Annotated in this window: 16 protein-coding genes; 11 read left to right on the top strand and 5 right to left on the bottom strand. The window is 66.2% G+C overall.

The genetic code is table 11. The features are described 5' to 3' along the window. Positions 1–368: 368 nt before the first annotated feature. The gene (locus tag Q5923_RS02265; protein WP_303131866.1) at positions 369–1,085 is read left to right on the top strand and encodes a DUF554 domain-containing protein; all 717 of its coding nucleotides are present in this window, start codon (positions 369–371) and stop codon (positions 1,083–1,085) included. A gap of 359 nt (positions 1,086–1,444) precedes the next feature. On the opposite strand, the gene Q5923_RS02260 is transcribed toward Q5923_RS02265, so the two are convergent. After that, positions 1,445–2,284: an ABC transporter substrate-binding protein gene (locus tag Q5923_RS02260; protein WP_009279606.1), complete on the bottom strand. Its 840-nt coding sequence runs from the start codon at positions 2,282–2,284 to the stop codon at positions 1,445–1,447. A gap of 514 nt (positions 2,285–2,798) precedes the next feature. Between Q5923_RS02260 and Q5923_RS02255 the strand changes: the two genes are divergently transcribed. From Q5923_RS02255 to Q5923_RS02245, 3 genes are all read left to right on the top strand, one after another. Further along, positions 2,799–4,181 (top strand): NCS2 family permease, encoded by a 1,383-nt coding sequence (locus Q5923_RS02255; protein WP_009279605.1) that lies wholly within the window; start codon positions 2,799–2,801, stop codon positions 4,179–4,181. Positions 4,182–4,269: 88 nt separating this feature from the next. Beyond that, complete coding sequence (locus Q5923_RS02250; protein WP_072500280.1) at positions 4,270–5,553, top strand: amidohydrolase family protein; 1,284 nt, start codon at positions 4,270–4,272, stop codon at positions 5,551–5,553. Between the two features lie 208 nt (positions 5,554–5,761). Then, the gene (locus Q5923_RS02245; protein ID WP_197414921.1) at positions 5,762–6,109 is read left to right on the top strand and encodes a helix-turn-helix domain-containing protein; all 348 of its coding nucleotides are present in this window, start codon (positions 5,762–5,764) and stop codon (positions 6,107–6,109) included. Here the strand turns inward: Q5923_RS02245 and Q5923_RS02240 are convergent. After that, positions 6,106–6,480, bottom strand: a complete 375-nt coding sequence (locus tag Q5923_RS02240) for a hypothetical protein (RefSeq protein ID WP_303131862.1) — start codon at positions 6,478–6,480, stop codon at positions 6,106–6,108. The genes Q5923_RS02245 and Q5923_RS02240 overlap by 4 nt on opposite strands. Before the next feature lie 352 nt (positions 6,481–6,832). Here Q5923_RS02240 and Q5923_RS02235 point away from each other — a divergent pair, with 352 nt between their 5' ends. From Q5923_RS02235 to Q5923_RS02225, 3 genes are all read left to right on the top strand, one after another. Further along, a complete protein-coding gene (locus Q5923_RS02235; protein WP_009279601.1) occupies positions 6,833–7,534 on the top strand; it encodes a TetR/AcrR family transcriptional regulator in 702 nt (233 codons plus the stop codon). After that, positions 7,527–12,233 carry a 2-hydroxyacyl-CoA dehydratase gene (locus Q5923_RS02230; protein ID WP_303131860.1) on the top strand — a complete coding sequence of 1,569 codons (4,707 nt, stop codon included), beginning with the start codon at positions 7,527–7,529 and terminating at the stop codon, positions 12,231–12,233. Before Q5923_RS02235 ends, Q5923_RS02230 begins: the two co-directional genes overlap by 8 nt. A gap of 879 nt (positions 12,234–13,112) precedes the next feature. Further along, a complete protein-coding gene (locus Q5923_RS02225) occupies positions 13,113–13,961 on the top strand; it encodes a hypothetical protein (RefSeq protein ID WP_303131858.1) in 849 nt (282 codons plus the stop codon). 217 nt (positions 13,962–14,178) lie between these two features. Here the strand turns inward: Q5923_RS02225 and Q5923_RS02220 are convergent, their stop codons facing one another. Further along, on the bottom strand, positions 14,179–16,803 hold the full coding sequence (locus Q5923_RS02220) for an RNA helicase (protein ID WP_303131856.1): 2,625 nt from the start codon (positions 16,801–16,803) through the stop codon (positions 14,179–14,181). 312 nt (positions 16,804–17,115) lie between these two features. Between Q5923_RS02220 and Q5923_RS02215 the strand changes: the two genes are divergently transcribed. After that, complete coding sequence (locus tag Q5923_RS02215; RefSeq protein ID WP_009279597.1) at positions 17,116–17,520, top strand: hypothetical protein; 405 nt, start codon at positions 17,116–17,118, stop codon at positions 17,518–17,520. A gap of 19 nt (positions 17,521–17,539) precedes the next feature. Here the strand turns inward: Q5923_RS02215 and Q5923_RS02210 are convergent, their stop codons facing one another. Both Q5923_RS02210 and Q5923_RS02205 read right to left on the bottom strand, forming a co-directional pair. After that, positions 17,540–18,493: a LysR family transcriptional regulator gene (locus Q5923_RS02210; protein WP_303131853.1), complete on the bottom strand. Its 954-nt coding sequence runs from the start codon at positions 18,491–18,493 to the stop codon at positions 17,540–17,542. A gap of 242 nt (positions 18,494–18,735) precedes the next feature. Then, positions 18,736–18,921, bottom strand: a complete 186-nt coding sequence (locus Q5923_RS02205; RefSeq protein WP_009279595.1) for a hypothetical protein — start codon at positions 18,919–18,921, stop codon at positions 18,736–18,738. A 174-nt stretch (positions 18,922–19,095) separates the two neighbouring features. On the opposite strand from Q5923_RS02205, the gene Q5923_RS02200 reads away from it, so the two are divergent. The 3 genes from Q5923_RS02200 (at position 19,096) to Q5923_RS02190 (ending at position 22,753) form a co-directional block, all read left to right on the top strand. Next, a complete protein-coding gene (locus Q5923_RS02200) occupies positions 19,096–19,470 on the top strand; it encodes a helix-turn-helix transcriptional regulator (protein ID WP_009279594.1) in 375 nt (124 codons plus the stop codon). Between the two features lie 285 nt (positions 19,471–19,755). Then, a complete protein-coding gene (locus Q5923_RS02195; RefSeq protein WP_303131851.1) occupies positions 19,756–21,348 on the top strand; it encodes an MBOAT family protein in 1,593 nt (530 codons plus the stop codon). A gap of 16 nt (positions 21,349–21,364) precedes the next feature. Beyond that, the gene (locus Q5923_RS02190; protein ID WP_303131850.1) at positions 21,365–22,753 is read left to right on the top strand and encodes a hypothetical protein; all 1,389 of its coding nucleotides are present in this window, start codon (positions 21,365–21,367) and stop codon (positions 22,751–22,753) included. The last annotated feature ends 38 nt before the right edge of the window (positions 22,754–22,791 follow it).

Below are 22,791 nucleotides of genomic sequence, written 5' to 3'. Positions count from 1 at the left end.
GCGCGTGCGTCTTGCTCTCGACTACGTCCAACGCGCGCGTTGTGCTCCCGACTACGTCCAGCGCGCGCATCTGCGTCGCGACTACGTCCAGTGCGTGCGTTGTACTCTCGACTACGTCGATCGCGTTTTTTCTCCGCCGCTCAACTGGGCAAACGTAGAGGCATCAGACGCGTTGGACGTATTGGCGCACACGGCTGACGCGTTTGACGTGCTCGAGCTGGCGAGAGACGCGTTCGACGTAACGGAGCTGGCGAGAGGCGCGACGAGCGTCGGCGTGAGGTGAAGAGCGACCGCCAGCGCTCTCGGCCGTCGCCCGTTGCACTATTGTGGGCGGGCACGGTACGCATGCGCGCGGGGGAGGCTCCACGGTGTTTCTCATTGGTGCTATCGCAAACGGCCTCGAGGCCTTCGTGGGCGGGCTCATAGGCCTGGCGTTCAAGAGCCGGGTCTCGGACGAGCTCGGGGACTTCCTTCTCAAGGGACAGGGCCTCTGCGTGGTGCTCGTGGGGGTCCAGGGCATGGCGCAGGGCGGCAGCGTCATCGTGGCGACCCTCTCGCTTGCCCTGGGCTGCCTCTTGGGCTTCTGGTTGGACATCGATCGCCAGGTCACGCGTCTGGGCTCCTGGGCGCAGCGACGCATCAACGCGGCCTTCGAAGGCAGCGAGCGCCTGGGCAGCTTCTCCGAGGGCTTCGTGTCGGCCACGCTCTTCACCTGCACGGGGGCGATGGCGATCATGGGCTCGCTCCAGAGCGGAATCCAGCTCGACCACGCGACTCTGGTGTCAAAGGGCGTCATCGACCTGGTGGTGTGCATCCCCTTCGCGGCTACGATGGGCATTGGCGTGCCCTTCTGCGGGGTGAGCCTGATTGTCTACGAGGGCGTGCTGAGCGCGCTCGCGGCCGTGCTGGGAGGACTGCTCTCCTCCGAGGTCGTGGCCGAGGTGGCGCTCGCGGGGTCGGTGCTGCTCTTCGCGGTGGGGACCAACCTGCTCAAGCTGACCGACCTCAAGGTGGCCAACATGCTCCCGTCCGCCTTCATGCCCATCCTGCTCGTGCCGCCCATGCAGGCGCTAGGACTGCTTTAGGCGGCTCTGGAAGTCGTCCGCGCGCCCGAGAAGTCGTCCGCGCGCCCTAAAGGAGTTGGCTGCGCAGTTTTGCGAGGGCAAACTACGCAGCCAACGATGCGTTTGGTCGTGCAACATGCAAGACCCCAGGATTCGGCGCGTTAGATGCGGACTCTGGAAGGGGAGAAGTCCGCAACCAACTTTGCAGCCGCCCGCGCCCGCTGGAGCCACCTGCCCCAGCCGTCCGTTGGAGCTGTCCGCGTCCGTTGGAGCGGCCTGCCCCAATCGCCCGCTGGAGCCTCTGACCGCCATGCCCCTTTCCCGCGACGACCCACGCGCTAGATCCCACGTGTTAGAGCCCACGTGCTAGATCCCACGTGCTAGATCGTGGAGCCGAACCACTTCTGCTCGATCTGGTCCTGCGTCCCGTCTGACTGCAGCTCGACAAGGGCATCGTTGATCGCCTGGGTGAGCTTGGGGTTGTCCTTGCTCACGACGATGCCGTACTGCTCGCCGGTCGGGATTTGGCCGCCGTCGGGGATGACCAGGTCTGCGTAGGCGCTGCTGATCTCGTAGCTTGCGACGGGCAGGTCGCAGACGGAAGCGGCGTAGAGGCCGGTCTGGACGCCGGTCAGGCACTGGATGATGTCGTCCAAAGGGACGATGGTGGCGTTGGGGAGGTTCTCGCGCGACCATGCCTCGCCGGTGGTGCCGGATTGCACGGCAATCTGGGTCCCGGAGGCGTTGAGGGCGTCCGCCGTCGTGGCGGCGCTGCCCTGCTTGACGACGATGGCCTGGTTGGAGTCCAGGTAGGGGTTGCTGAAGTCGATCTCTTGCAGGCGCTCGTCGGTGATGGTGACGGCACCCAGGGACACGTCGGCCTTGCCGCCCTGCTTGATGGTGGGGACGATGGTGTCGAACTGCACCGTGGGCAGGATGTTAGGCTCGAGCCCGAGCTTCTCGCACACCGCCTTGTAGAGGTCGACGTCGAAGCCCTCGTAGTCGCCCGTGTCGGCGTTCATCGAGACGAAGGGCGGGAAGTAGAAGTTGCTGATCATCGTGAGCTTTCCGGGCTCGACGAGGGTGTAGCCCGCCTCCGTCGCGGATCCCGCCGTGCCGCCGGCGGAGCCCCCTCCCTGCGCGGAACAGCCGGCGAGCTCGGCGGCGAGGCCTAGCCCACAGCTGGCGAGAAAGCTACGGCGAGAGATGCTGATGCTCATGATGGGTCTCCGTCCCTATTTGCTTCGGGCGGTCTTCGTGGCCGTCCCCGTCGCGCCCGGGGGTTGCTCCGTGCGCTTGCAGGGCAGTTTGCGCCCGAAGTCCCCTTCGGTGGGGCAGTTCTCGCCTCCTTTAACATGGATGTTATAAACATGACGCAAAACTCTTCAAAAAAGGAATTCATTATCAAGAAAATAAAAAAATTCGAGAATATCATGCACATAAAACCGCATATGACACTCACTTCGTAATCTTTATGAAGCTACATGAATATAAACTAATGCTTAGGCTGCAGGAACTTTCGTTACGTACGCCCAGAAATAGCGACCGCTCGCCTAGAAGAAAAAAATCAGGAGGCAAGCATAAGTCTATGGTCAAGATGCAGACAGAAAGTTTGTAAGTGAGAAAAATTGGTTTTTAGTTGGCATGTGGAGGGGACGGAGCGAGACGCCCATGGACGCCGCGCCCCTGCGCCGGGGGGACCTGCACCCCTCCAGGCAAGCAAGGGAGGGTTCTATGCAAGCAGCACTACAGAGGTTGTTCCATCTGGAGGAACGTGGGACCAACATCCGCACGGAGGTGATCGCCGGCCTCACCACCTTCGTCACCGTGGCCTACATCCTGGCCGTCAACCCCTCCGTGCTCGCACAGTCGGGGATGGACAGCGGCGCGGTGTTCACGGCGACCGCGGTGGTCACCTTCATCGGCACCTGCCTCATGGGCCTCATGACCAACTATCCCTTCATCCTGGGCCCGAGCCTGGGGCTCAATGCCTACTTCGCCTACACCGTATGCCTTAGCATGGGCTACAGCTGGCAGGTGGGCCTTGCCGCCTGCTTCGTTGAGGGCCTCATCTTCCTGCTGCTCTCGGTCACCAAGCTGCGCGACCTCGTCTTCAACGCCATCCCGCAGAGCCTGAAGCTCGCCATCACCGCGGGCATCGGCCTCTTCGTGGCCCTCATCGGCCTCAAGGGCGCCGGCATCATCGTGGGCAACGACGCCACCCTCGTGGGGCTCTTCAACATCCACGAGAGCCTCGCTGACGGCAGCTTCTCCACGGCAGGCATTTCGGTGGTGCTCGCGCTCGTGGGCGTCATCATCACCGGCATCCTCTCGTCCAAGCACGTGAAGGGCGACATCCTGCTGGGCATCCTCATCACCTGGGCCCTGGGCATCGTCTGCCAGCTCGCCGGCGTCTATGTGCCTGATCCGGCGGCGGGCTTCAACAGCGTCCTGCCCGACTTCTCGCGCGGGCTCTCCGTGCCCTCGCTGGCGCCCACCTTCATGCAGCTCGACTTCAGCCACATCACCGACCTCGGCTTCCTCACCGTCGTCATGGCCATCCTCTTCGCCTCGCTCTTCGACACCGTGGGCACCCTCGTCGGCGCGGCCTCCAAGGCCGGCCTCCTCGACGAGGATGGCAACCTTGCCCACACCAAGGGCGCGCTCGTGGCGGAGTCCCTGACCACCATGGTCGCCGCGGTCTTCGGCAACTCGCCCACTTGCGTCTCGGTCGAGTGCGCCGCCGGCATCACCTCGGGCGGCCGCACCGGGCTCACCTCGATCACCGTCGCCGTGATGTTCGTGCTCTCGCTCCTCCTCTCGCCCTTCTTCCTAGCGATCCCCATGTTCGCGACGGCACCTGCCCTGATCATGGTGGGCTTCTCGATGATGGGCGCCCTCTTCGGGGTCGACTTCGGCAACGTCTGCGAGGGGCTTCCCGCCTTCGTCTGCGCCATCGCCATGCCTTTCACCTACAGCATCGCCGAGGGCATCTGCCTGGGCATCATCGTCTACGTCGTGGTCAACCTCGCCGCCGGTGAGGAGCGTAGGCGCACCATCAGCCCCATGATGTACGCGCTGGCCGTGCTGTTCGTCCTCAAGTACCTCGTCATATAGGAGAATCGCGGTGGGCCGCGGCCGGGGCCAGACCGAGCCTGCGGCCCGTCGCGCGACATGCTGGACCTCTCTTAGGATTGGAGAACCCATGGAAGGCAAGTCGTTCGTACTCAAGGGTGACGTCTGCTACAACGTGTCCCAGACCGAGTTCCGCACGCTCGAGGCAGGCTACGTGGTCTGCGTCGACGGCGCGTCCGCCGGCGTCTTCGAGGAGCTGCCCGAGCGCTATGCCCAGCTGCCCCTGCGCGACTTCGGCCATGCCCTGATCGTCCCCGGCCTCAACGACATCCACGTGCACGCGCCGCAGTACGGCTTCCGTGGCATCGCCATGGACCTGGAGCTTCTCGACTGGCTTAACACCTACACCTTCCCCGAGGAGAGCAAGTACGCCGACCTCGCCTATGCGGAGAAGGGCTACTCGATCTTCGCCGACGACCTCCAGAGGTCCTTCACCACGAGGGCCGTCGTCTTCGGCACCATGCACGTGCCGGGCACCGAACTGCTCATGGACAAGCTCGAGGCGACGGGCCTCAAGACCTATGTGGGCAAGGTCAACATGGACCGCAACAGCCCCGACTACCTCAGCGACCAGACCGCCGAGGCGTCCCTCGAGGCGACGCGCTCCTGGCTCGCGGACGTGAGCGGCCGCTACCAGAACACCCTGCCCATCCTCACCCCGCGCTTCACGCCCACCTGCTCTGACGAGCTCATGGAGGGCCTCGGCAAGATCAAGGCCGAGACGGGCCTTCCCGTGCAGTCGCACCTCTCCGAGAACCTGTCCGAGATCGACTGGGTGAAGGGCCTCTGCCCCTGGTCGAGCTGCTACGGCCAGACCTACGACCACTTCGGCCTCTTGGGCGGCAACTCCAAGACCATCATGGCACACTGCAACTACTCCACCCCCGAGGAGGTCGAGCTGTTGAGGGCTACGGGCACCTACGTGGCGCACTGCCCCCAGTCCAACGCCTTCCTCTCGTCCGGCATCGCTCCCATCCGCGACTACCTGCGCCGCGGCGTCAACGTGGGACTGGGCACCGACGTCGCTGGCGGCGCGAGCCTCAACATGTTCCGTGCCGTCGCCGACGCCGTGGGCTGCTCCAAGCTGCGCTGGCGCTGCGTCGACCAGGAGCTCCCGTCGCTCACCATCCAGGAGGCCTTCTGGATCGCCACGCTGGGCGGCGGCTCGTTCTTCGGCAAGGTGGGAAGCCTGGACGAAGGCTTCGACTTCGACGCGCTCGTGCTGGACGACTCCGGCATCCGTTCGCCGCGCGAGCTGAGCGTGGAGCAGCGCCTCGAGCGCTACTGCTACCTCGCCGACGAGGGTGGCAGGCTTGCCGCCAAGTTCGTCGCCGGCAAGGAGATCGAGCTCTAGGGCACAGATTGCCGCTGGATCGTCGTGCGCCCCTCTCGCCTGCGTCTTGCGGGGGAGAGGGGCGCGCCTTCTTGTGCCGAGATGTCCGTTTTGACCGTTTTTGCTAAGATGAATGCAGCCAAGACAGACGAGGGAGGGAGAAGAAATGCATACCACGACTCTTGTTCCCACTACGTGTCCCTACCTCGTGAGCGCGCAGGGGGACCGCATGCGGCTCACCCAGGAGGCCTATGAGCTTGCCAAACAGGTGGCTCAGGTCCTCTCCTCGCCTTCAGAGGGCAAGGGTCGTGGTCCGCACCTCGTCGGCACGGGAACGGCAGCGAAGGTCCTCGGCGTGTCTCGCAGGACCGTCGCTCGCATGATTGACAGGAGGGAGCTGCCGTGCGAGCGCATCGGCGGCAACCACCACAGGAGGGTCGCTATGGAGGATGTCGTGTCCCTTGCGTTGAGAGTGCGCGCGCAGCGGTCTGCCGCGCTCGAAGAGATGAGGGATGCCGCAGACGAGGCGGGCTTCTATGATACGGACCTGTCATCGTACCTTGACGGTCTCGGCTAGCCGCAATGCAGCTTGCTGTCCTTGACGCAAACGTCTTCGTCACGACATGGACGCTTGACGTGCTGCTCACGCTTGCCGACGCCGAGGTATTCGAGCCCGTCTGGTCCAAACGCATCATCGAAGAAGCCAGGAGGGCGAACTAGCGCATTCGTGGCAACGCGGGCGATGCCATCTTTGACGCTGCCAACAAGGCATTTCCGTTTGCCCAGGTAAAGCTTGCGAGGCGGCCACCTGGCCTTGACCTTCCAGACTTGGACGACGTGCATGTGGTGCGTGCCGCAATCGCCGCGGGCGCGGGCACCATCGTCACGTACAACCTCAAAGACTTCCCCGACTCCGTCCTGCGGCAGTTTGGCGTGATGGCGCGCCATCCAGATGCCTTTCTGCTGGAACTGGCGAGCTCGCGCTTGCAGGTGGTCTTTGACGCCCTTAAGGTGCTGGTGAGCGAGAAGCGACATCCACCGCGAGGGTGGGGCGAGGAGCTCGACGCCTTGCGCAACAACAGGTTGTACGGATTTGCGAGTTGGGCTGAAGCCATCTTGGCGTCTGACGATTCGTGAGGGGAGAGGGGCGCGCCTTTCTTGTCGCGGCTTGGCCGAATGTGTGAGCGACGTGCGCCCGTCACTCTCGTCTGGTGATACTTCTCGCCTTGTGCAATAATTCCCACGCTGTAACATACTTCACAGGGTGCGAAGTGACTGCCAACAGGGAAGGAGTCGCGGCATGCGACAGGCCCCTCGCCAGAAGAGCGCCGCCACGGCGGCGAGCGCCGACCGACGCGTCGTGCGCACGAGGCGTGCCCTGCGCGACGCCCTCGCGGAAGAGATCGAGGTGACGGGCGACCTCTCCCAGGTCACGGTCACCGCCGTCTCGGACCGCGCAGGCATCACGAGGCGCACCTTCTACTCCCACTACCGGGACATCCCCGACCTCGTGTCCTCGCTCGAGGAGCGGACCATCGACGAGCTCAGGAGCCGCGTCGCACGGCTCTCCGCCGTCAACCTGGACGAGCTCCAGAGGGTCATCGCCCGGCTCGAGCCGGCTCCCGGCGCGGTGGGGCTCCTCGAGTACTTCAGGTCCCGCCCCTACCTGAGCCCCCTTCTGGGCGAGGGGGGAGACCCTGCCTTCGCCGAGCGCATCAAGCTCATGGTGCGCGAGGTGGTACAGGACCGTGCGCTCGACGGGCTGGACCTGCGCGCCATCCCCTTCTTCGACTACTACCTCACCTTCGTCATCTCGGCCGAGGTCGGCGTCCTCGCGCGCTGGCTCTCGGCGGGGATGCGCGAGGACGTGGGCGACATGGCGCGCGTCATGACCGCTCTCCTGTTCGTCAGGCCCGGAGACCTCTACGGCAAGTCGCTGCAGTTCGACGTCGACGCCCTGGGCCTCTCCCTTCTTGGAATTAAGGAGACAAGCGATGACTAACCACGCAGGTTCCAACGCGGCGCAGACAGAGGCCACGCAGGGAGTGGAGCTGAGGCAGCAGGGGGCGGAGCTTAGCCCCGCCAACCCCGTCGACCTGGGGCACGCCGAGCTCAGGCTGGGCATCGACGTGGGCTCCACCACGGTCAAGCTCGCCGTCATCGACGCCCGCAACCACCTGGTCTACGCGAACTACGAACGTCACCACACCGACGTGCGAGCCACCGCGAAGGCCCTCTTCGAGCGAGCCCGCTCGGTCATCGGCGACCCCTCCATGCGCGTGTCCATCACCGGCTCCGGCGGCATGCTGCTCGCCAGGTGGCTCGACCTCGAGTTCGTGCAGGAGGTCATCGCCTCGAAGCGCGCGGTCGAGGCCCTCATCCCCCAGACCGACTGCGCCATCGAGCTGGGCGGTGAGGACGCCAAGATCATCTACTTCGACAACGGCATCGAGCAGCGCATGAACGGCACCTGCGCCGGTGGAACGGGTGCCTTCATCGACCAGATGGCCTCGCTCATGCGCACGGACGCCTCGGGCCTCAACCAGATGGCCAAGGAGGCCACGCACATCTACCCCATCGCGAGCCGCTGCGGCGTCTTCGCCAAGTCAGACGTGCAGCCGCTGCTCAACGAGGGCGCCGCCCCCGCGGACGTGGCCGCCTCCATCTTCCAGGCCGTGGCCAACCAGACCGTGTCGGGCCTCGCCTGCGGGCACCCCATCCGCGGCTACGTGGCCTTCCTGGGCGGGCCCCTGCAGTACCTCTCCGAGCTGCGCAAGCGCTTCTACGAGACGCTGCACTTGGACGAGGAGCACCGCGTCATCCCCGCCAACGCCCACCTCTTCGTGGCGACGGGTGCCGCCCTCGCCGGGGAGTCCGACAAGCACGTCACCTTCAGCGAGGTCGTCGACGCCCTTGCCAGCCTCAAGGGCACCCAGGGCTCCGAGGTCGCGCGCCTCGACCCGCTCTTCGCCACCGAGGACGACTATCGCGCCTTCAAGGAGCGTCACGACAAGCAGGTCGTGCCCAAGGGACGGCTCGAGGACTACCACGGTCGCGTGTTCATAGGCATCGACGCCGGTTCCACCACCATGAAGGCGGCCGTCGTGGGCGAGGCCGGACAGCTCCTCTACACCTGGTACGACAACAACAACGGCGACATCCTGGGCACCGCCCGCAAGATCATGGACGACATCTACGACCACCTGCCCGAGGACTGCGCCATCGGGCACGTGACCACCACCGGCTACGGCGAGGGCATCCTCATCGAGGCCCTGCGCGCCGACTCCGGAGAGATCGAGACCGTGGCGCACCTGCGTGGTGCCAAGGCCTTCGTGCCCGACGTCGAGTTCATCCTGGACATCGGCGGCCAGGACATGAAGTGCCTGCAGGTCAAGGGCGGCGTCATCGAGCACATCATGCTCAACGAGGCGTGCTCGGCCGGCTGCGGCTCCTTCATCGCCAACTTCGCCGACTCCATGGGCATGACCGTGCAGGAGTTCGCCAAGGCAGCAGTCGGGGGAGAGAGGCCCATCGACCTGGGCAGCCGCTGCACCGTCTTCATGAACTCCCGCGTGAAGCAGGCCCAGAAGGAGGGGGCGACCATCGGCGACGTGGCCGCGGGCCTCTCGTACTCCGTGATTAAGAACGCCCTGTTCAAGGTCATCAAGCTGCGCGACTACGACCAGATTGGCAAGTACGTCGTGGTCCAGGGCGGCACCTTCATGAGCGACGCCACCCTGCGCGCCTTCGAGCTGCTCACCGGCCGCGACGTGATCCGCCCCGACATCGCCGGCGTCATGGGCGCCTACGGTGCGGCTCTCCTGGCCCGTGACCGCGCCGGTGCGAGCGGCACCTCCACACTGCTGCCGCGCGTCGCCATCGACACCCTCGAGGTCAAGCGCATCCAGACCCACTGCGGCCGCTGCTCCAACAACTGCCAGCTCACCATCAACGACTTCGGCGGGGGCCACCGCTTCGTCACGGGCAACCGCTGCGAGAAGGGCGCGGGCAAGTCAAAGAGGGAGCAGAGCAAGGCTCCCAACCTCTTCGCCACCAAGAACAAGCTGCTCTTCGACCGCAAGGGGCTTGCGCCCGACGAGGCGCCCCGCGGCACGGTGGGCATCCCCCGCGCGCTCAACATGTACGAGAACTACCCCTTCTGGCACCGCTTCTTCACCGAGCTCGGCTTCTCGGTCGTGCTGAGCGACCAGACCACCAAGAGGACCTACGAGGCGGGCATCGAGTCCATGCCCTCCGAGTCCGTCTGCTACCCGGCCAAGCTGAGCCACGGCCACGTCATGAACCTCCTGGCCAAGGACCCGGACTTCATCTGGATGCCCTGCATCCGCTGGGAGCGCACCGAGGACGGCAGCGCCACCAACCACTACAACTGCCCCATCGTCATGAGCTATCCGCAGGCGCTGGAGCTCAACGTGGACGAGCTCGCCTCCGACAAGGTCGAGTACCTGGCGCCCTTCATCCCCTACGACGACAAGCGCGAGCTCAAGCGCCGCCTGTACGAGCTCATCGCCGTCCAGAGGGCCGAGGACGTACGCGCCGGCAAGGGCCGCTTCAGGGGAGAGGCGATCACGCGCCAGGAGATAGACGCCGCCGTCAACGCGGCGTGGGAGGAGGACCTGGCCTTCAAGGACCAGATGCACCGCCTGGGCGACGAGGTCCTGCAGTGGATCGAGGACAACGACGCACACGGCATCGTCCTGGCGGGCCGCCCCTACCACAACGACCCCGAGATCAACCACGCCATCCCGGAGCTCCTGCACTCCTTTGGGTTCGCGGTTCTCACCGAGGACTCCGTCGCCCACAAGATGCAGCCCGAGCGGCCCATCCGCGTGGTCGACCAGTGGATGTACCACAGCCGCCTGTACCGCGCCGCCCGCTTCGTGGCCAGCCGCAACGACCTCGACCTCATCCAGCTCAACAGCTTCGGCTGCGGCCTGGACGCCCTCACCACCGACCAGGTGCAGGAGATCCTGGAGGCCTCGGGCAAGATCTACACCGTGCTCAAGATCGACGAGGTGAGCAACCTGGGCGCCGCCCGCATCCGCGTGCGCTCGCTCATGGCCGCGCTCAAGGAGCAGCGCGCCGAGCTCGAGCGCCAGACCGCGGCCGGCGTCGCCGGCGAGGCGGCCCCCGTCGGCGTGCGCCTGGCAGATGGCTCGCTGGAGCACGCGCGCCAGACCGATCTCAGCCGTCGCACCCCGGTGTACCGCGAGGCAAAGAGCGCCGCGGTCAAGAAGGTGCGCTACACCAAGCAGATGCAGGCCGAGGGCTACACCATCCTGGCACCGCAGATGTCGCCCATCCATTTCGAGATCGTGGAGGAGCTCCTGCGCTCCGAGGGTTACAACGTGGTGCTCCTGCCCTCCGTCGACCACAAGGCCGTGGACACGGGGCTCAAGTACGTAAACAACGACATCTGCTACCCCTCGATCCTGGTCACGGGCCAGATCATGGAGGCGGTGCTCTCGGGCAAGTACGACCTGTCCCGCACGGCCGTGCTCATCTCGCAGACCGGCGGCGGCTGCCGCGCGACCAACTACATCGCGCTCATTCGCAAGGCCCTGAAGGACTCCGGGCATGAGGACGTCCCCGTGATCTCGCTCTCCGTCGCAGGAGGGCTCGACGAGGACAACCCCGGCTTCCAGATCCTGAGGCCCGGCCTCATCGTGAAGGCAGTCTACGGCCTGCTCTACGGCGACCTGCTGATGAAGCTCCTGTACCGCACCCGTCCCTACGAGGCCGAGGCCGGTGCCGCCAACAGGCTCTTCGACCACTTCATGAGCCGTGCCAAGGCGCTGATCTGCCGCACCGACCGCAAGAGCTTCTACCGCCTCTGCCAGGACACCGTCGACCGCTTCGACGCCCTGCCCCTGGTGGACGACCGCAGCAAGCCGCGCGTCGGCGTCGTGGGGGAGATCCTCGTCAAGTTCCACCCCACGGCCAACAACCAGGTCGTGGACGTGATCGAGGGCGAGGGCTGCGAGGCCGACGTCCCGGGCCTCGTGGACTTCTTCCTCTTCGGCACCTCGAACCAGATCAACATGAGGGACGAGCTGGGCACCAAGGCGACGAGCCGCCTCACGCACGGTGCGGGCATCAAGCTGATCGAGGGCATGCGCGCGCCGATCAACCGCATGCTCGAGAGGTCCGAGCGCTTCGAGCCCTACATCGACATCTTCGAGCTCGCCGCCAAGGCCAAGCAGGTCCTCTCGCTCTGCAACACCATGGGCGAGGGCTGGCTGCTCACGGCCGAGATGGTGGACCTCATCGAGAGCGGCACCCCCAACATCGTCTGCGCCTCGCCCTTCGCCTGCTTGCCCAACCACGTCGTGGGCAAGTCGGTCATCAAGAGGCTGCGCCAGATGCACCCGGAGTCCAACATCGTGGCCGTCGACTACGACCCCGGTGCGTCGGAGGTCAACCAGCTCAACCGCATCAAGCTGATGATCTCGGTGGCGAAGGAGAACTTCAGGAACGGCGGGGCGTTCAGGGTCCAGAATCCCGACGACCCCACCGAGCGCGTGGTGGCGCCCTATGTGGACGAGACCCGCTACCAGCGTAGCTACACCGACCGCATCGTGGACGAGCGCGCGGAGAGCGCGGCGGTGCACGGAATCAGGCTGTCCCCCGAGCAGCTGGCCGAGATCGAGCGTGCCAAGCGCAAGGCAGGCGTGAGGTAAGGGAGCAGGAGAGCACGAGGTAGCTACGCAGAAGGCGGACACGAGGTAGCCACGCAGAAGGTGGACGTGGGGCAGGGGGGCAGCCACCCGCGCGGCAGGAGGCGGGGCGTCTGCACGGCAGGAGACGATGTCGCTGCGGCGGTCCGGCTTCCGCCAAGAGGTACTTCCAGGCGAGAGGGACGCTGCGGCGAAGGCCAGGCGCTCCTCTCGCCATTTTTCTCTCCCTCCCCCTCGCGAGTGCACAAACTTAAAGCTTCAGATTGCGCATTCGACTACCCATGCCTCCTCCTTTCCTGGGCAAACATGCTGCTTAATTGTGTTGAGTGCGCAATTCGAGGCATTCAGATTGCGCACTCGCGAGAGGAGACACGGGGAGAGGAAAGAGGCGAGCGGAGAGAGGGGCAAGCGGGATGAGGAAGCGCGGAGCTTGTCCAAGCGGGGTAGTCCGTGGGCTTTCTGTGACGAGTGTGTTCCCACGTCGGTTCGACGGCAGGCAACTTAAGCGTTAGCTGCAGGTTGGTGTCATGGCTGAACTGCGCAAACGAGGCTTGCATACATCAACCCCAATCTGCTGGCAGTCTGCGGCAAGCTGCCAACGAGGTACCTACGAGCTTGCGTTGCTAGTCTCGCCGCATGGATATCTTCGTGTCGGGCGGCAGCTCCCTGGAATTGCTGCGCAGAAGCAGGATTGACAATCAGGTCACGGTCGCGCCAACGGGCTTGCGGCGAGTGAGGAGGTCGGCATGCCCCTACGAGCGCCTGGGTGACGTCGCGGTCGACCGGCTCTCTGGTCTTCTCGCCATCAATGCAGCGCATCCATTGCGCCTTCATGCCCCGGACCCGGGGCATAGGGTTCGGCATCGTCTCGTGGCAAGTGACATGTGTTCGGTCGAGTTTCCCGCGACCGCCTTCCTGGGCCTGTCGTCCCCGCTTCTGAAGCCTGGGACGCATGGGTTTGCGATAGACGTTCCCCAGCTCAGCCTCTTGCAGCTTGCCCGAGACCGGCAGAGGCGCATCCGAAGGGGCATCCTTGAGGACTTTGCCGCCCTCGTCGACCTAACGGAGTTCACAAACGAGATGTGCGGCAGCTACGGCAGGGACCCACGGGACCCCTTGCGGGGAGCCTGTACGTATGGGCTCAGGCCACTCCAGCGCCTCGAGGACTTCTCTGGCTTCTTGGCTGGCTGCTCGCGCATGCGGGGCGTTGCGCTGGCAAGGCAGGCCGCGCATCTGGCAGTGGAGAGTGCCGCGTCCCCGATGGAGTCGCTTCTCGCCCTGCTCCTGAGCCTTCCGCCAGAGCTGGGTGGCATCGGTCTCGAGAAGCCCCTGGTCAACCAGCCTTTGGACCTCGGGCCGTCTGGAAGGGGAGTCCAACACCGGAGGCTCAGGCCCGACCTGTACTTCCCTGGCCTGGAGCTCGCACTTGAGTATGACAGCGGGGAATGGCATGACCTGGCGGAGCAGCGAAGGGAGGACGTTCGTAGGATGCAGGACTACGCGGCACTTGGCATCGTCGCCTGCCCCATTGTCTTCGATGACTTGCGCACGCCTGCGGCTGCTGAGACGCTTCTGGCTCGAGTGATTTCGTCTTCGTCGAGGCACATGGGGAAGCGGCTTGCGCGAGAGCGACTTGACCTGCTCGGGGACCCCGAGCTGCGTGCCCGGCGCAGGATTCTCCTCCGACGGCTGCTCCCCCGTGGCCGTCGTCCGCCCGAGTGCGCAAGCTGAACGTACTGATTTGCGCACTCGAGGGTAGATGCCAGCCTAGTCAGAGTGCCCTGCAGCCCGAGTGCGCAAACTGAATGAGTCAAATTGCGCACTCGGCAGGGTTCTTTCTCACTTTCCTGGGCAAATGCAGGCGAGAGAAGCCTCGAGTGCGCAAACTGAAGCTTTCAGATTGCGCACTCGCGAGGGGGGGGGAGGGGAGAGGGGCAGAGGCCTAGGCCTAGGCCCGCAGGTCCTCGACGAAGCCGACGCGGTAGCTGGCGAAGACGACGCTGCCCTCGGCCTGCGTCTCGTCCAGGTCCACGTCCGCGGCGATGCCGAAGTCGTCGTCGCCGTCCGCGTCATGGAACATCTGCCTTACGTGCCAGACGTGCCCCTCGCGCTCGTCCGCCTCGTCGACCCAGAGGTAGGCCGAGCTCCTGGCGTCCCCGTCCAGCAGGATCTCGTCGTGCTCCCCGAAGAGCTCGCCCAGCGCCGCCTGCCAGCGCCTCTCTCGCCAACCCCACTCCTCGTCCATCGCGCCCAGGGTCGTAGCGTCGCGCACCGCCGCCGCCCGCACGCGCCTCCAGAGGGCGTTGCGCACCAAGAGCGTGAGGCCGCGCCGGTCGCGCACGACGACGTCCGCTTCCTGTGGCGCCGCGGCGTCCAGCCCGTCCTCGTCCCGCGATCCCAGGCCGGACCACTCGTCCACGAGGCTCGAGTCCACGGTGCGCACCACCAGGCCCAGCCAGTCCACGACCTCTTCGAGCCTCTCGTCCAGCTTCGACGCGGGGACCGTGCGGCTCAGCACGCGGTAGGCGTCGCTCAGGTAGCGCAGCAGCGTCCCCTCGCTCCGGGCGATGCCATAGCGGGCCACGTAGCCCTTGAAGTCGCTCGCGGTCTCGACCATGTCGCGCAGCACGCTCTTGGGTGACAGCTCGAAGTCACGCGCCCAAGGCACCTGCTCGCAGTAGCGCGCGAAGGCCTCCCCAAGCAGCTCCTCGAGGGGCTTGGGATAGCTGACCTCCTGGATGCGGTCAATCCGCTCGTCGTAGTCGATGCCGTCGGCCTTCATCTGCGCCATCGCCTCGTCGCGGGCATGGCGCTCCTGGACGCGCAGTATCTGGCGCGGGTCCTCGAGCGTCGCCTCCACCATGCTGATGAGGTCGAGCGCGTAGTCGGGCGACTCGGGGTCCAGGAGCTCGAGCGACGCGAGCAGGAAGGGCGAGAGCGGCTGGTCCAGGGCGAAGTCCTCGGGCAGGTCGACGGTGAGGGCGTAGCTCGCCGACGGGCTTCCGTCGAAGGCGAGGCTTCCGTCCGTGGCCTCCTCGCGCGACACCACGCCGGCGTCGATCAGGGTCGCGAAGATCTCGTCCGCGCGGACGCGCAGGCGCAGCTTCTGCTCCTCGGTCTGCTGGGAGTCCTCCACGAGGCGCATCACGCGCTCATGTGCGTCGCCGCCCTGCTCCACCTCGCCCAGCACCATGGAGTGGGTGACCTTCATGTGGGGACGCAGGGTCTCGGGCGTGGCCTCGACGAGCCGCTCGAAGGTCTGCCTGTTCCACCCCACGAAGCCCTCGGGCGGCTTCTTGGTCTTGATCTTGCGAGCCTTCTTGGGGTCGCCACCGGCCTTGGCCAGGGCGCGGGCGTTCTCTATCTCGTACTCGGTCGCCTGGGCGATGACCAGGCCCTCCGTGTCGAAGCCCGATCTGCCCGCGCGCCCGGCGATCTGGTGGAACTCGCGGGCCGAGAGCCTGCGCATGCGCCTTCCGTCGAACTTGCTGAGCGCGGTGAGGAGGACGGTGTGGATGGGCACGTTGATGCCCACGCCCAGGGTGTCGGTCCCGCAGATGACGGGAAGGAGCCCCTGCTGGGCGAGCTTCTCCACCAGGAGGCGGTAGCGGGGGAGCATGCCCGCGTGGTGCACGCCCACGCCCGAGAGGAGCAGGCGACGCAGGGTCTTGCCAAAGGTGGTGGTGAAGCGCGTGCCCTTGACGGCCTCCTTGATGGCGTCGCGCTGCTCGTGGGTGCTCACGCCGTAGCTCGCGAGCGACTGCGCGCTGGCGAGGGCGCTGTCCTGCGAGAAGTGCACGACGTAGAGGGGGGCGTCGCCGTCCTTCAGGGCAAGCTCGACCGTGCCCTCGAGTCCCGTGTCCACGAAGCGGTACTCCAGGGGCACGGGTCGCTCGGCGTCCAGCACGAGCTCGCAGGCGCGCTCCGTGTGCCCCTCGAGCGAGGCGGCGATGGCGCTGACGTCGCCCAGGGTGGCGCTCATCAGGAGGAACTGCACGTGGGGGAGGGTGAGCAGGGGGACCTGCCAGGCCCAGCCGCGGTCGCGGTCGCCGAAGAAGTGGAACTCGTCCATGGCGACGCAGCCCACGTCGGCGCGGGCGCCCTCCGAGAGCGCGAGGTTGGCCAGGATCTCGGCCGTGCAGCACACGACGGGCGCGGCGGGGTTGATGGTGACGTCGCCGGTGACCATGCCCACGTTGTCCCTGCCCAGCAGCTCGACCATGTCGAAGAACTTCTCGCTCACCAGGGCCTTGATGGGTGCGGTGTAGTAGCTGCGGCGGTCGGTGCACATGGCCATGAAGCAGAGGCCCAGGGCGACCATGGACTTGCCCGAGCCCGTTGGCGTGCCCAGGATCACGTGGCTGCCGGACGCGAGGTCGAGCAGGGCCTCCTCCTGATGCTCCCAGAGGGTGACGCCGCGCGACTCGACCCAGCCCAGGAAGAGTTCGAGGGCGTCCTCGGCGGGGATGTCGGGGAAGTGCTCGTCGTCCGGCCAGGGCACGAGCTGTCCCAACGAGGCGACGTCCCTCTGGTCCAAGGGCTCCTGGGGCGTGGGGGTGAGGTCGGCGGGCATGGGGCTCCAAGTCTGGGATGGGGGCGGGGCGCGCGGGTCGCGTCGGGGGCGGTTGGCATGGGGCGAGAGGGACGTGCTGTGCCGACGTGGCGCGGGCGCGTGGCGCTCCGACTGGCACCTCCTGGCCAGCAAGGCACGGACGCAGGTCCTCTCGCCTTGCTGACTTTACGCCTGCGTGCCACCCTCCGCAACGCAGCGCGCCTTCGCCTGCGGTCGCGGCGTCGCGACTGGCGGGCCCTTGGGTATCATCGGGGGAGAGAAACGTGGGGCCTCGGCGGCACGTCGGGGCCAAGCGAGGGAAGGGAGCTCCTCATGATGGGAGCGCAGAAGGGCCTGAAGGTCCTCTCCATAGCCGTGCTGCTCTTGGGTGTGGTGACCTTGGCCGAGGGCGTGCTCCTCGAGCTGGGCATGCTGCCGGGCGACGTCTCCAACGGCAGCGCGCCGCTGGGTGGGTTCGTCCTGGGGCTCGTGGCGCTCGTCTCGGGCGTCGTGAGCGTCGTCCTTGGCGCCCGCCTCGCCCGGGCGGCAAACGCGCCCCGTCGCGTGGCAGACCAGAAGGCGTCGGCCTGGGTTCTGCTCGTGGCCAACGTGCTGGCCGTGGCCTGCGTGCAGATGGGCGGCAGGCTCGTGGCGCTCGTCCTGGCCGCGTTGCTCCTGCTCGCGTCGCTCGCCGTGCTCGTGCTCTCGCGCAAGGTCGCGGAGGACGCCGCCCGCTAGGCGCCCGTGCCCGCCCCTCTCACCTGTCCCTGAGCGCGCCCTTGGACGGGACCAGGACGCTCTGGTCGTCGAAGCCGACGATCAGAGCGTTCAGCTTCTTGATGTACGTCCGCGCAAGCTCGCTCAGGCGCCGTTCGGAGTGGACGACGTAGCCCACGTTCATGACCTCGTCGGTCTCGAGCGGGAGCGACACGATGCGCGAGTACATCTCGTCCGACCTCACGCCGGTGGACACCAGGAAGCCCTCGTAGTCGCGCAGGAGGCTCGTCATCGTTGCGCGGTCGCTGGCTACGATGCGCCGCTCGTGCGGCAGGGTGCTCAGAGGCTCCTCGGAGTAGAAGAGCGAGCTCTGGGGCCCCTGCTCGAAGGTGTAGCGTGGCCAGCGCGCGAGGTCCTTGACCCGCACCGTGCCGAGCCGCGCGAGCGGGTGGCCCTCGTGGACGAAGACGTGGGGACGTGCCTTGAAGAGCGAGGTGAAGGTGAGACCCGCCTCGTCGAAGCGCCGCTGCAGCGCGCGTTCGTTGGAGGTGCCCAGGTAGAGGATGCCAAGGTCGCTCCTGAAGCCGCGGACGTCCTCGATTACGTCAGCGGTGCGGGTCTCGCGCAGGGTGAACTCGCAGCTGCCGTCGTCGTGCTCGGACACGAAGTCGATGAAGGCGTTCACCGCGAAGGCGTAGTGCTGGGACGAGACGGAGAGCCTCCGTGAGGCGCTCGTGCGGTCGCCGGCGTAGCGGCTCTGGAGGAGGTCGGCCTGCTCCACCACCTGGCGGGCGTAGCTCAGGAACTCTACGCCTTCGCTGGTGAGCGAGATTCCGCGGCTCGAACGGTTGAAGATGGAGATGCCCATCTCGGCCTCGAGCTCCTTGATCGCGACGGAAAGGCTCGACTGCGAGACGAAGAGCGCATGGGCGACGGCGTTGATCGACCCCGCCTCGGCGACGGCTATGACGTAGCGCAGCTGCTGCAGCCTCATGTTGACCTCCTCGTTAGTGCTCTGCTCGATAGCTTTTACCTGCGGTTTTCTTAGCATCTCACTTTTTGAGCATTTGGAGCATCACTTTTCGAGGGAGAATGGCCTCACTTTTCGAGGGAGAATGGCCTCACTTTTCGAGGGAGAATGGCCTCACTTTTCGAAGGCGTACGGCCTCGTATTTCGAGGGAGAATGACTCCAGTTCCCGTGCTGGGGCCCGTGGCCGCCCGCAGGCGTCCGCGTCTCAGCCCCTCTCCACCGGCGTCGCGCCCATGAGCGAGAGCAGAAGCTCCAGGTCCGCGTTGCTGCAGGGAAGGAGCTCGGGGTCTATCTCTGCGGTCATCTCCGCATAGGTGACGGTCCTGTCGGTCCCGTCCAACCGGTACGGTTGGCTCGGGTCCGGGGCGGTGAAGTCCCTCTCGTCATCCATGGCTCTCCGTTCGTGGGTTTCAAGCTCGTTTCTGCCTTCGCGTGCATTACAAAGTCTACGGTACGTGGATATTGGTGGCCAACTCAGACGTTTCGACATGGTCCATATATTCGGCCGGCGTGTCCTCATAAAGAATGGCCCCATGCAGGCAGGTCGGCGCATGGGAGACGGACGGTGGAACGAAGGCTGAGGCTCAAGGAGCTGAGGGTGAGGTCGGGCAAGAGCCAGGCCGACGTCGCCACGGAGCTCGGCGTCGGGCCGTCGACCTACAACGCCTGGGAGGTGGGTCGCAACAGCCTGAAGTCCCGCTACGTCTGGGACGTCTGCCGGGTCCTCTCGTGCACGCCCAACGAGCTCTTCGGCATCGAGGACGGTGGCGACCCCGCCGGCGGCACCCGTCGCGGCTACCTCGCCGAGGACGGCTACTTCGAGTTCGCCGACCTCTACCAGCGCACGCCTCCCAACATCCGCGAGGCGGTTCACACGATCATGGAGGGGAGCGCGAAGGCCAGGAGGCCACGCGCCCGCCACCGGAAGCGCAATGCGTAGTCCTCATCTCCCCGTCCAAGGGCCGGACATCCCGCACGCCCCTTCGTGGCGCGCGCCCTGGCAGGTCCTCCCCGTCCTAGGATCAGACGCAATCAACCCTCCTCGTTCAGCCCGCATATGGGGATTTTGGCGATTTCGATGGTTTCGCGCCGTAGGCGCTGCCATTCGCCCGATCGCCTGTCACAGTTGGAGTGCTGAAACGTTTTTATCTTGAGCGCGGGCAGCCGAGCACCTCGGATGCCCCGTCAGACGACGCGGGGCAAGAAAGGAAGGTGAGGTGCCCGCTTGGAGCTCTATTCCCTCAACTTCGTCCTCTTCCTCGCCGCCCTCGCCGTCACCTACTTTGGCGTGGGCCGCATCCTCGGCCGGGGACAGTGGGTCGTGCTCCTTGCCGGCAGCCTCTGCTTCTACTGCCTCATGGGCGGCCTTCCCACGCTCTGGCTCGTCATTGCCACGGCGGCCGTCACCTGGGCGGCTGGCCTCGCCCTGGCCCGGCTTGACGCCGAATGCCGCGACCGTCGCAAGGCCGCCCCCGACCGGGCGGCGAAGAAGGAGATTAAGGCTCGCTTCGCTCGGCTGCGTCGCGTCGTGCTCCTGGCGGCCCTCGCCTGCTGCCTGGGGGCGCTGGGCTACCTCAAGTACTGGAACGTCATTCTCTGGCAGGCGGGCGCGGCCCCCTCGCCCTCGAGCCTGGGGCTGGTGCTTCCCCTGGGTATCTCCTTCTACACCTTCCAGGCCGTGGGCTACCTGCTCGACTGCTACAACGGCAGGGTGGAGGCGGAGCGCAGCCTCCCGCGCTACCTGCTCTTCGTCTCGTACTTTCCCCAGCTCATCCAGGGTCCCATCAACCGTTGGGCAGATCTTGCCCCCCAGCTCCTGGGTCGCAACCGCGCCGACTGGGACCGCGCGCGTCGGGCGCTCCTCCTCTTCCTCTTCGGCGCCATGAAGAAGTACGCCGTTGCCAACGTCCTCTCTGGCAGGATTGACGCCATCTTCTCGTCCGTAGACGCGGGCATGCCCGGGTCGGTCGTCGTCCTCGGGATCCTGCTCTACTCCGTCCAGCAGTACGCCGACTTCTCCGGCGGCATCGACATGGTGCTCGCCGCCTCGGAGCTCCTGGGCGTGCGGATGGCCCCCAACTTCAAGCGCCCCTACTTCGCCGTCTCGCTCGCCGACTTCTGGAGGCGCTGGCACGTCTCGCTCGGCGCGTGGATGCGCGACTACGTCTTCTATCCCTTCGCCCTCACTCGTCCCATGAAGGCCCTCGGCCGCTGGTCGGGAGAGAGGCTGGGACGCCACCTCGGGCGGACGCTGCCGGCTTGCTGCGCCAACGTGCTGGTCTTCCTCATCGTGGGCGTCTGGCACGGCGCGGAGGTCCATTACGTGGCCTGGGGCCTCTACAACGGCCTGGTCATCGCTGCGGCGGACCTGTTCTCGCCGGCCTTCGCCCGCATGCGCACGGCGCTCGGCGCCGACTCCCACCCCCGTCTCTGGCGCGTCTGGGCGACCCTGCGCACCTTCCTGGTGGTCAACCTGGGCTGGTACTTCGACCGCATCTACGACTTCGGCGACTCCCTCACCTGCTTGAGGGCAACCTTCCTCAACTTCGCGCCGCAGCTGATGAAGCCCACCCTGGCCGAACTCTTCGGGCCCAAGGCGGCGGGGCCGCTTGGTGTCAGCTACATCGCGATCATAGGCTGCGTGGCCATCTTCGCGGTGAGCCTCGTCGAGGAGCGTGGGCATGACGTGCGCGAGCTAGTGCTCTCGCGCGGTCTCTTGGTCAGGACCTGCGCCTATGTGGCCCTGCTCTTCCTCATCGCGTCCTCGTACGCGTTCTCGATCGGCGGCGCGGGAGGGTTCATGTATGCGAACTTCTAGCGGGAGGGAGGTGCCCATGGACACGGACGTCGTCCCCGGTCGCCGTCGCGCCTGGGCTCGCCGAGCGCTCGGCACCCTGGTGACCCTGGCCCTTCTCGCCCTCGCCAACGTCCTTGCCACGCTGCTTCTCGACCCCTATGGCAGCCTGAGCTCCGTTCGCTGGTCGGAGTACCGCTCCATGGCAGGCCAGGACATAGACACCATCGTCGTGGGCTCCTCGGTGTCTGAGCGCTCCCTCGACCTCCAGGTGCTCGACGGCACCCTCGGCGCCAGCTCCTTCAGCCTCTCCTCGTCGGCGCAGTCGCTCGAGGACTCCTACATAGGCATAGAGCAGGCCATCCGCGACCATCACGTGAAGCGGGCGATCCTGGGCGTGGACTACGCGAGCTTCTCCGAGGGCTCCTACCCCAACGCCCGCATGGCCTACCTCCTGGCCCGCTGCGAGGGACAGCCGCTGGGATACCGCGCCCGCGCCCTGTGGGGGCTCATGAGCAGCCACGAGTTCGCGGGGACCAGCCAGTCGCTCAACTTCCTCTTCCCCTGGACCTTCAACCGCGTGGGCATGGGCCCGCGCGCCGTGAGCCAGAACCTGCGCCAGCGCCTGGGCGGCACCACGCAGCTCGAGGCGGTCAAGCAGCGCGACCCCAACTGGCACTACCAGGGCAAGGGCTATGGCAACTACGACTTCGTGATCGACTACACCAACGCGAAGGAGCTGCTCTTCTCGTCCCAGTACGGCAGGAAGCCCTTCCGCGACGACACCCTCGACGCGCTGCGCCGCATCTGCGACCTCTGCCGCAGCAACGGGGTCGAGCTGACGGTGGTCGTCGCCCCATGCCCCACCTTCAACGTGCTATGCTATGGCGACTACTACCCCAAGCAGATGCCGCGCGCCCAAAAGGTAGTGACGGACGCGGGCTTCCGCTTCCTCGACTTTAACCTCGCCCGGGGCTCGGCATACGTGGCCGACGAGTCGGACTTCCTGGACGGCGAGCACCTCAATGCCAACGGCGCCGCGCGCTTCACCAAGGCCTTTGGCGAGCTCCTCGCGCGCGTTGAGACGGACCAGGACGTGACGTCCGACTTCTACTCGTATGACGGTTGGGACGAGTACCTCGGCTCCATAGACAGGCTGTCTGCGGTGACCCTCGACGAGGAGCCCGGCGACGGTGTGGTTCGCGTCACGGCGACACCCTACGCTGGCCTGGGTCGTAAGGTCGAGTACCAGTACTACGTGGGCGAGAGGGGCTCCAACGGCACCGCGCTGGTCCGTGACTGGAGCGAGGACCCCACCTTCGACCTGCCCGTCACGGGCCACGGGGAGAAGGTCGTCTACGTGCGCGCCCGTCTCGTGGGCTCCACGGCGGAGTTCGACCGTCGCTCCAACATCCTGGTCACGTACTAGTCGCGCCGTCCTGGCACGTCCGCGAGGCGGATGGCACC

Source organism: uncultured Olsenella sp. (genome assembly GCF_959602185.1).
In the GTDB taxonomy this organism is placed as follows: Bacteria; Actinomycetota; Coriobacteriia; order Coriobacteriales; family Atopobiaceae; genus Olsenella_I; species Olsenella_I phocaeensis.
Note: the sequence above shows the minus strand (reverse complement) of the source record. Positions and strands in the feature narration are given on the sequence as shown.

What these genes read in the sequence shown, in the direction of transcription:
- Q5923_RS02260 (WP_009279606.1), bottom strand. Translation starts at nt 2,284, where the DNA reads ATGAGCATCAGCATCTCTCGCCGTAGCTTTCTCGCCAGCTGTGGGCTA.
- Q5923_RS02255 (WP_009279605.1), top strand. Translation starts at nt 2,799, where the DNA reads ATGCAAGCAGCACTACAGAGGTTGTTCCATCTGGAGGAACGTGGGACC.
- Q5923_RS02250 (WP_072500280.1), top strand. Translation starts at nt 4,270, where the DNA reads ATGGAAGGCAAGTCGTTCGTACTCAAGGGTGACGTCTGCTACAACGTG.
- Q5923_RS02245 (WP_197414921.1), top strand. Translation starts at nt 5,762, where the DNA reads ATGCGGCTCACCCAGGAGGCCTATGAGCTTGCCAAACAGGTGGCTCAG.
- Q5923_RS02240 (WP_303131862.1), bottom strand. Translation starts at nt 6,480, where the DNA reads ATGGCGCGCCATCACGCCAAACTGCCGCAGGACGGAGTCGGGGAAGTC.
- Q5923_RS02235 (WP_009279601.1), top strand. Translation starts at nt 6,833, where the DNA reads ATGCGACAGGCCCCTCGCCAGAAGAGCGCCGCCACGGCGGCGAGCGCC.
- Q5923_RS02230 (WP_303131860.1), top strand. Translation starts at nt 7,527, where the DNA reads ATGACTAACCACGCAGGTTCCAACGCGGCGCAGACAGAGGCCACGCAG.
- Q5923_RS02225 (WP_303131858.1), top strand. Translation starts at nt 13,113, where the DNA reads ATGTGTTCGGTCGAGTTTCCCGCGACCGCCTTCCTGGGCCTGTCGTCC.
- Q5923_RS02220 (WP_303131856.1), bottom strand. Translation starts at nt 16,803, where the DNA reads ATGCCCGCCGACCTCACCCCCACGCCCCAGGAGCCCTTGGACCAGAGG.
- Q5923_RS02215 (WP_009279597.1), top strand. Translation starts at nt 17,116, where the DNA reads ATGATGGGAGCGCAGAAGGGCCTGAAGGTCCTCTCCATAGCCGTGCTG.
- Q5923_RS02210 (WP_303131853.1), bottom strand. Translation starts at nt 18,493, where the DNA reads ATGAGGCTGCAGCAGCTGCGCTACGTCATAGCCGTCGCCGAGGCGGGG.
- Q5923_RS02205 (WP_009279595.1), bottom strand. Translation starts at nt 18,921, where the DNA reads ATGGATGACGAGAGGGACTTCACCGCCCCGGACCCGAGCCAACCGTAC.
- Q5923_RS02190 (WP_303131850.1), top strand. Translation starts at nt 21,365, where the DNA reads ATGGACACGGACGTCGTCCCCGGTCGCCGTCGCGCCTGGGCTCGCCGA.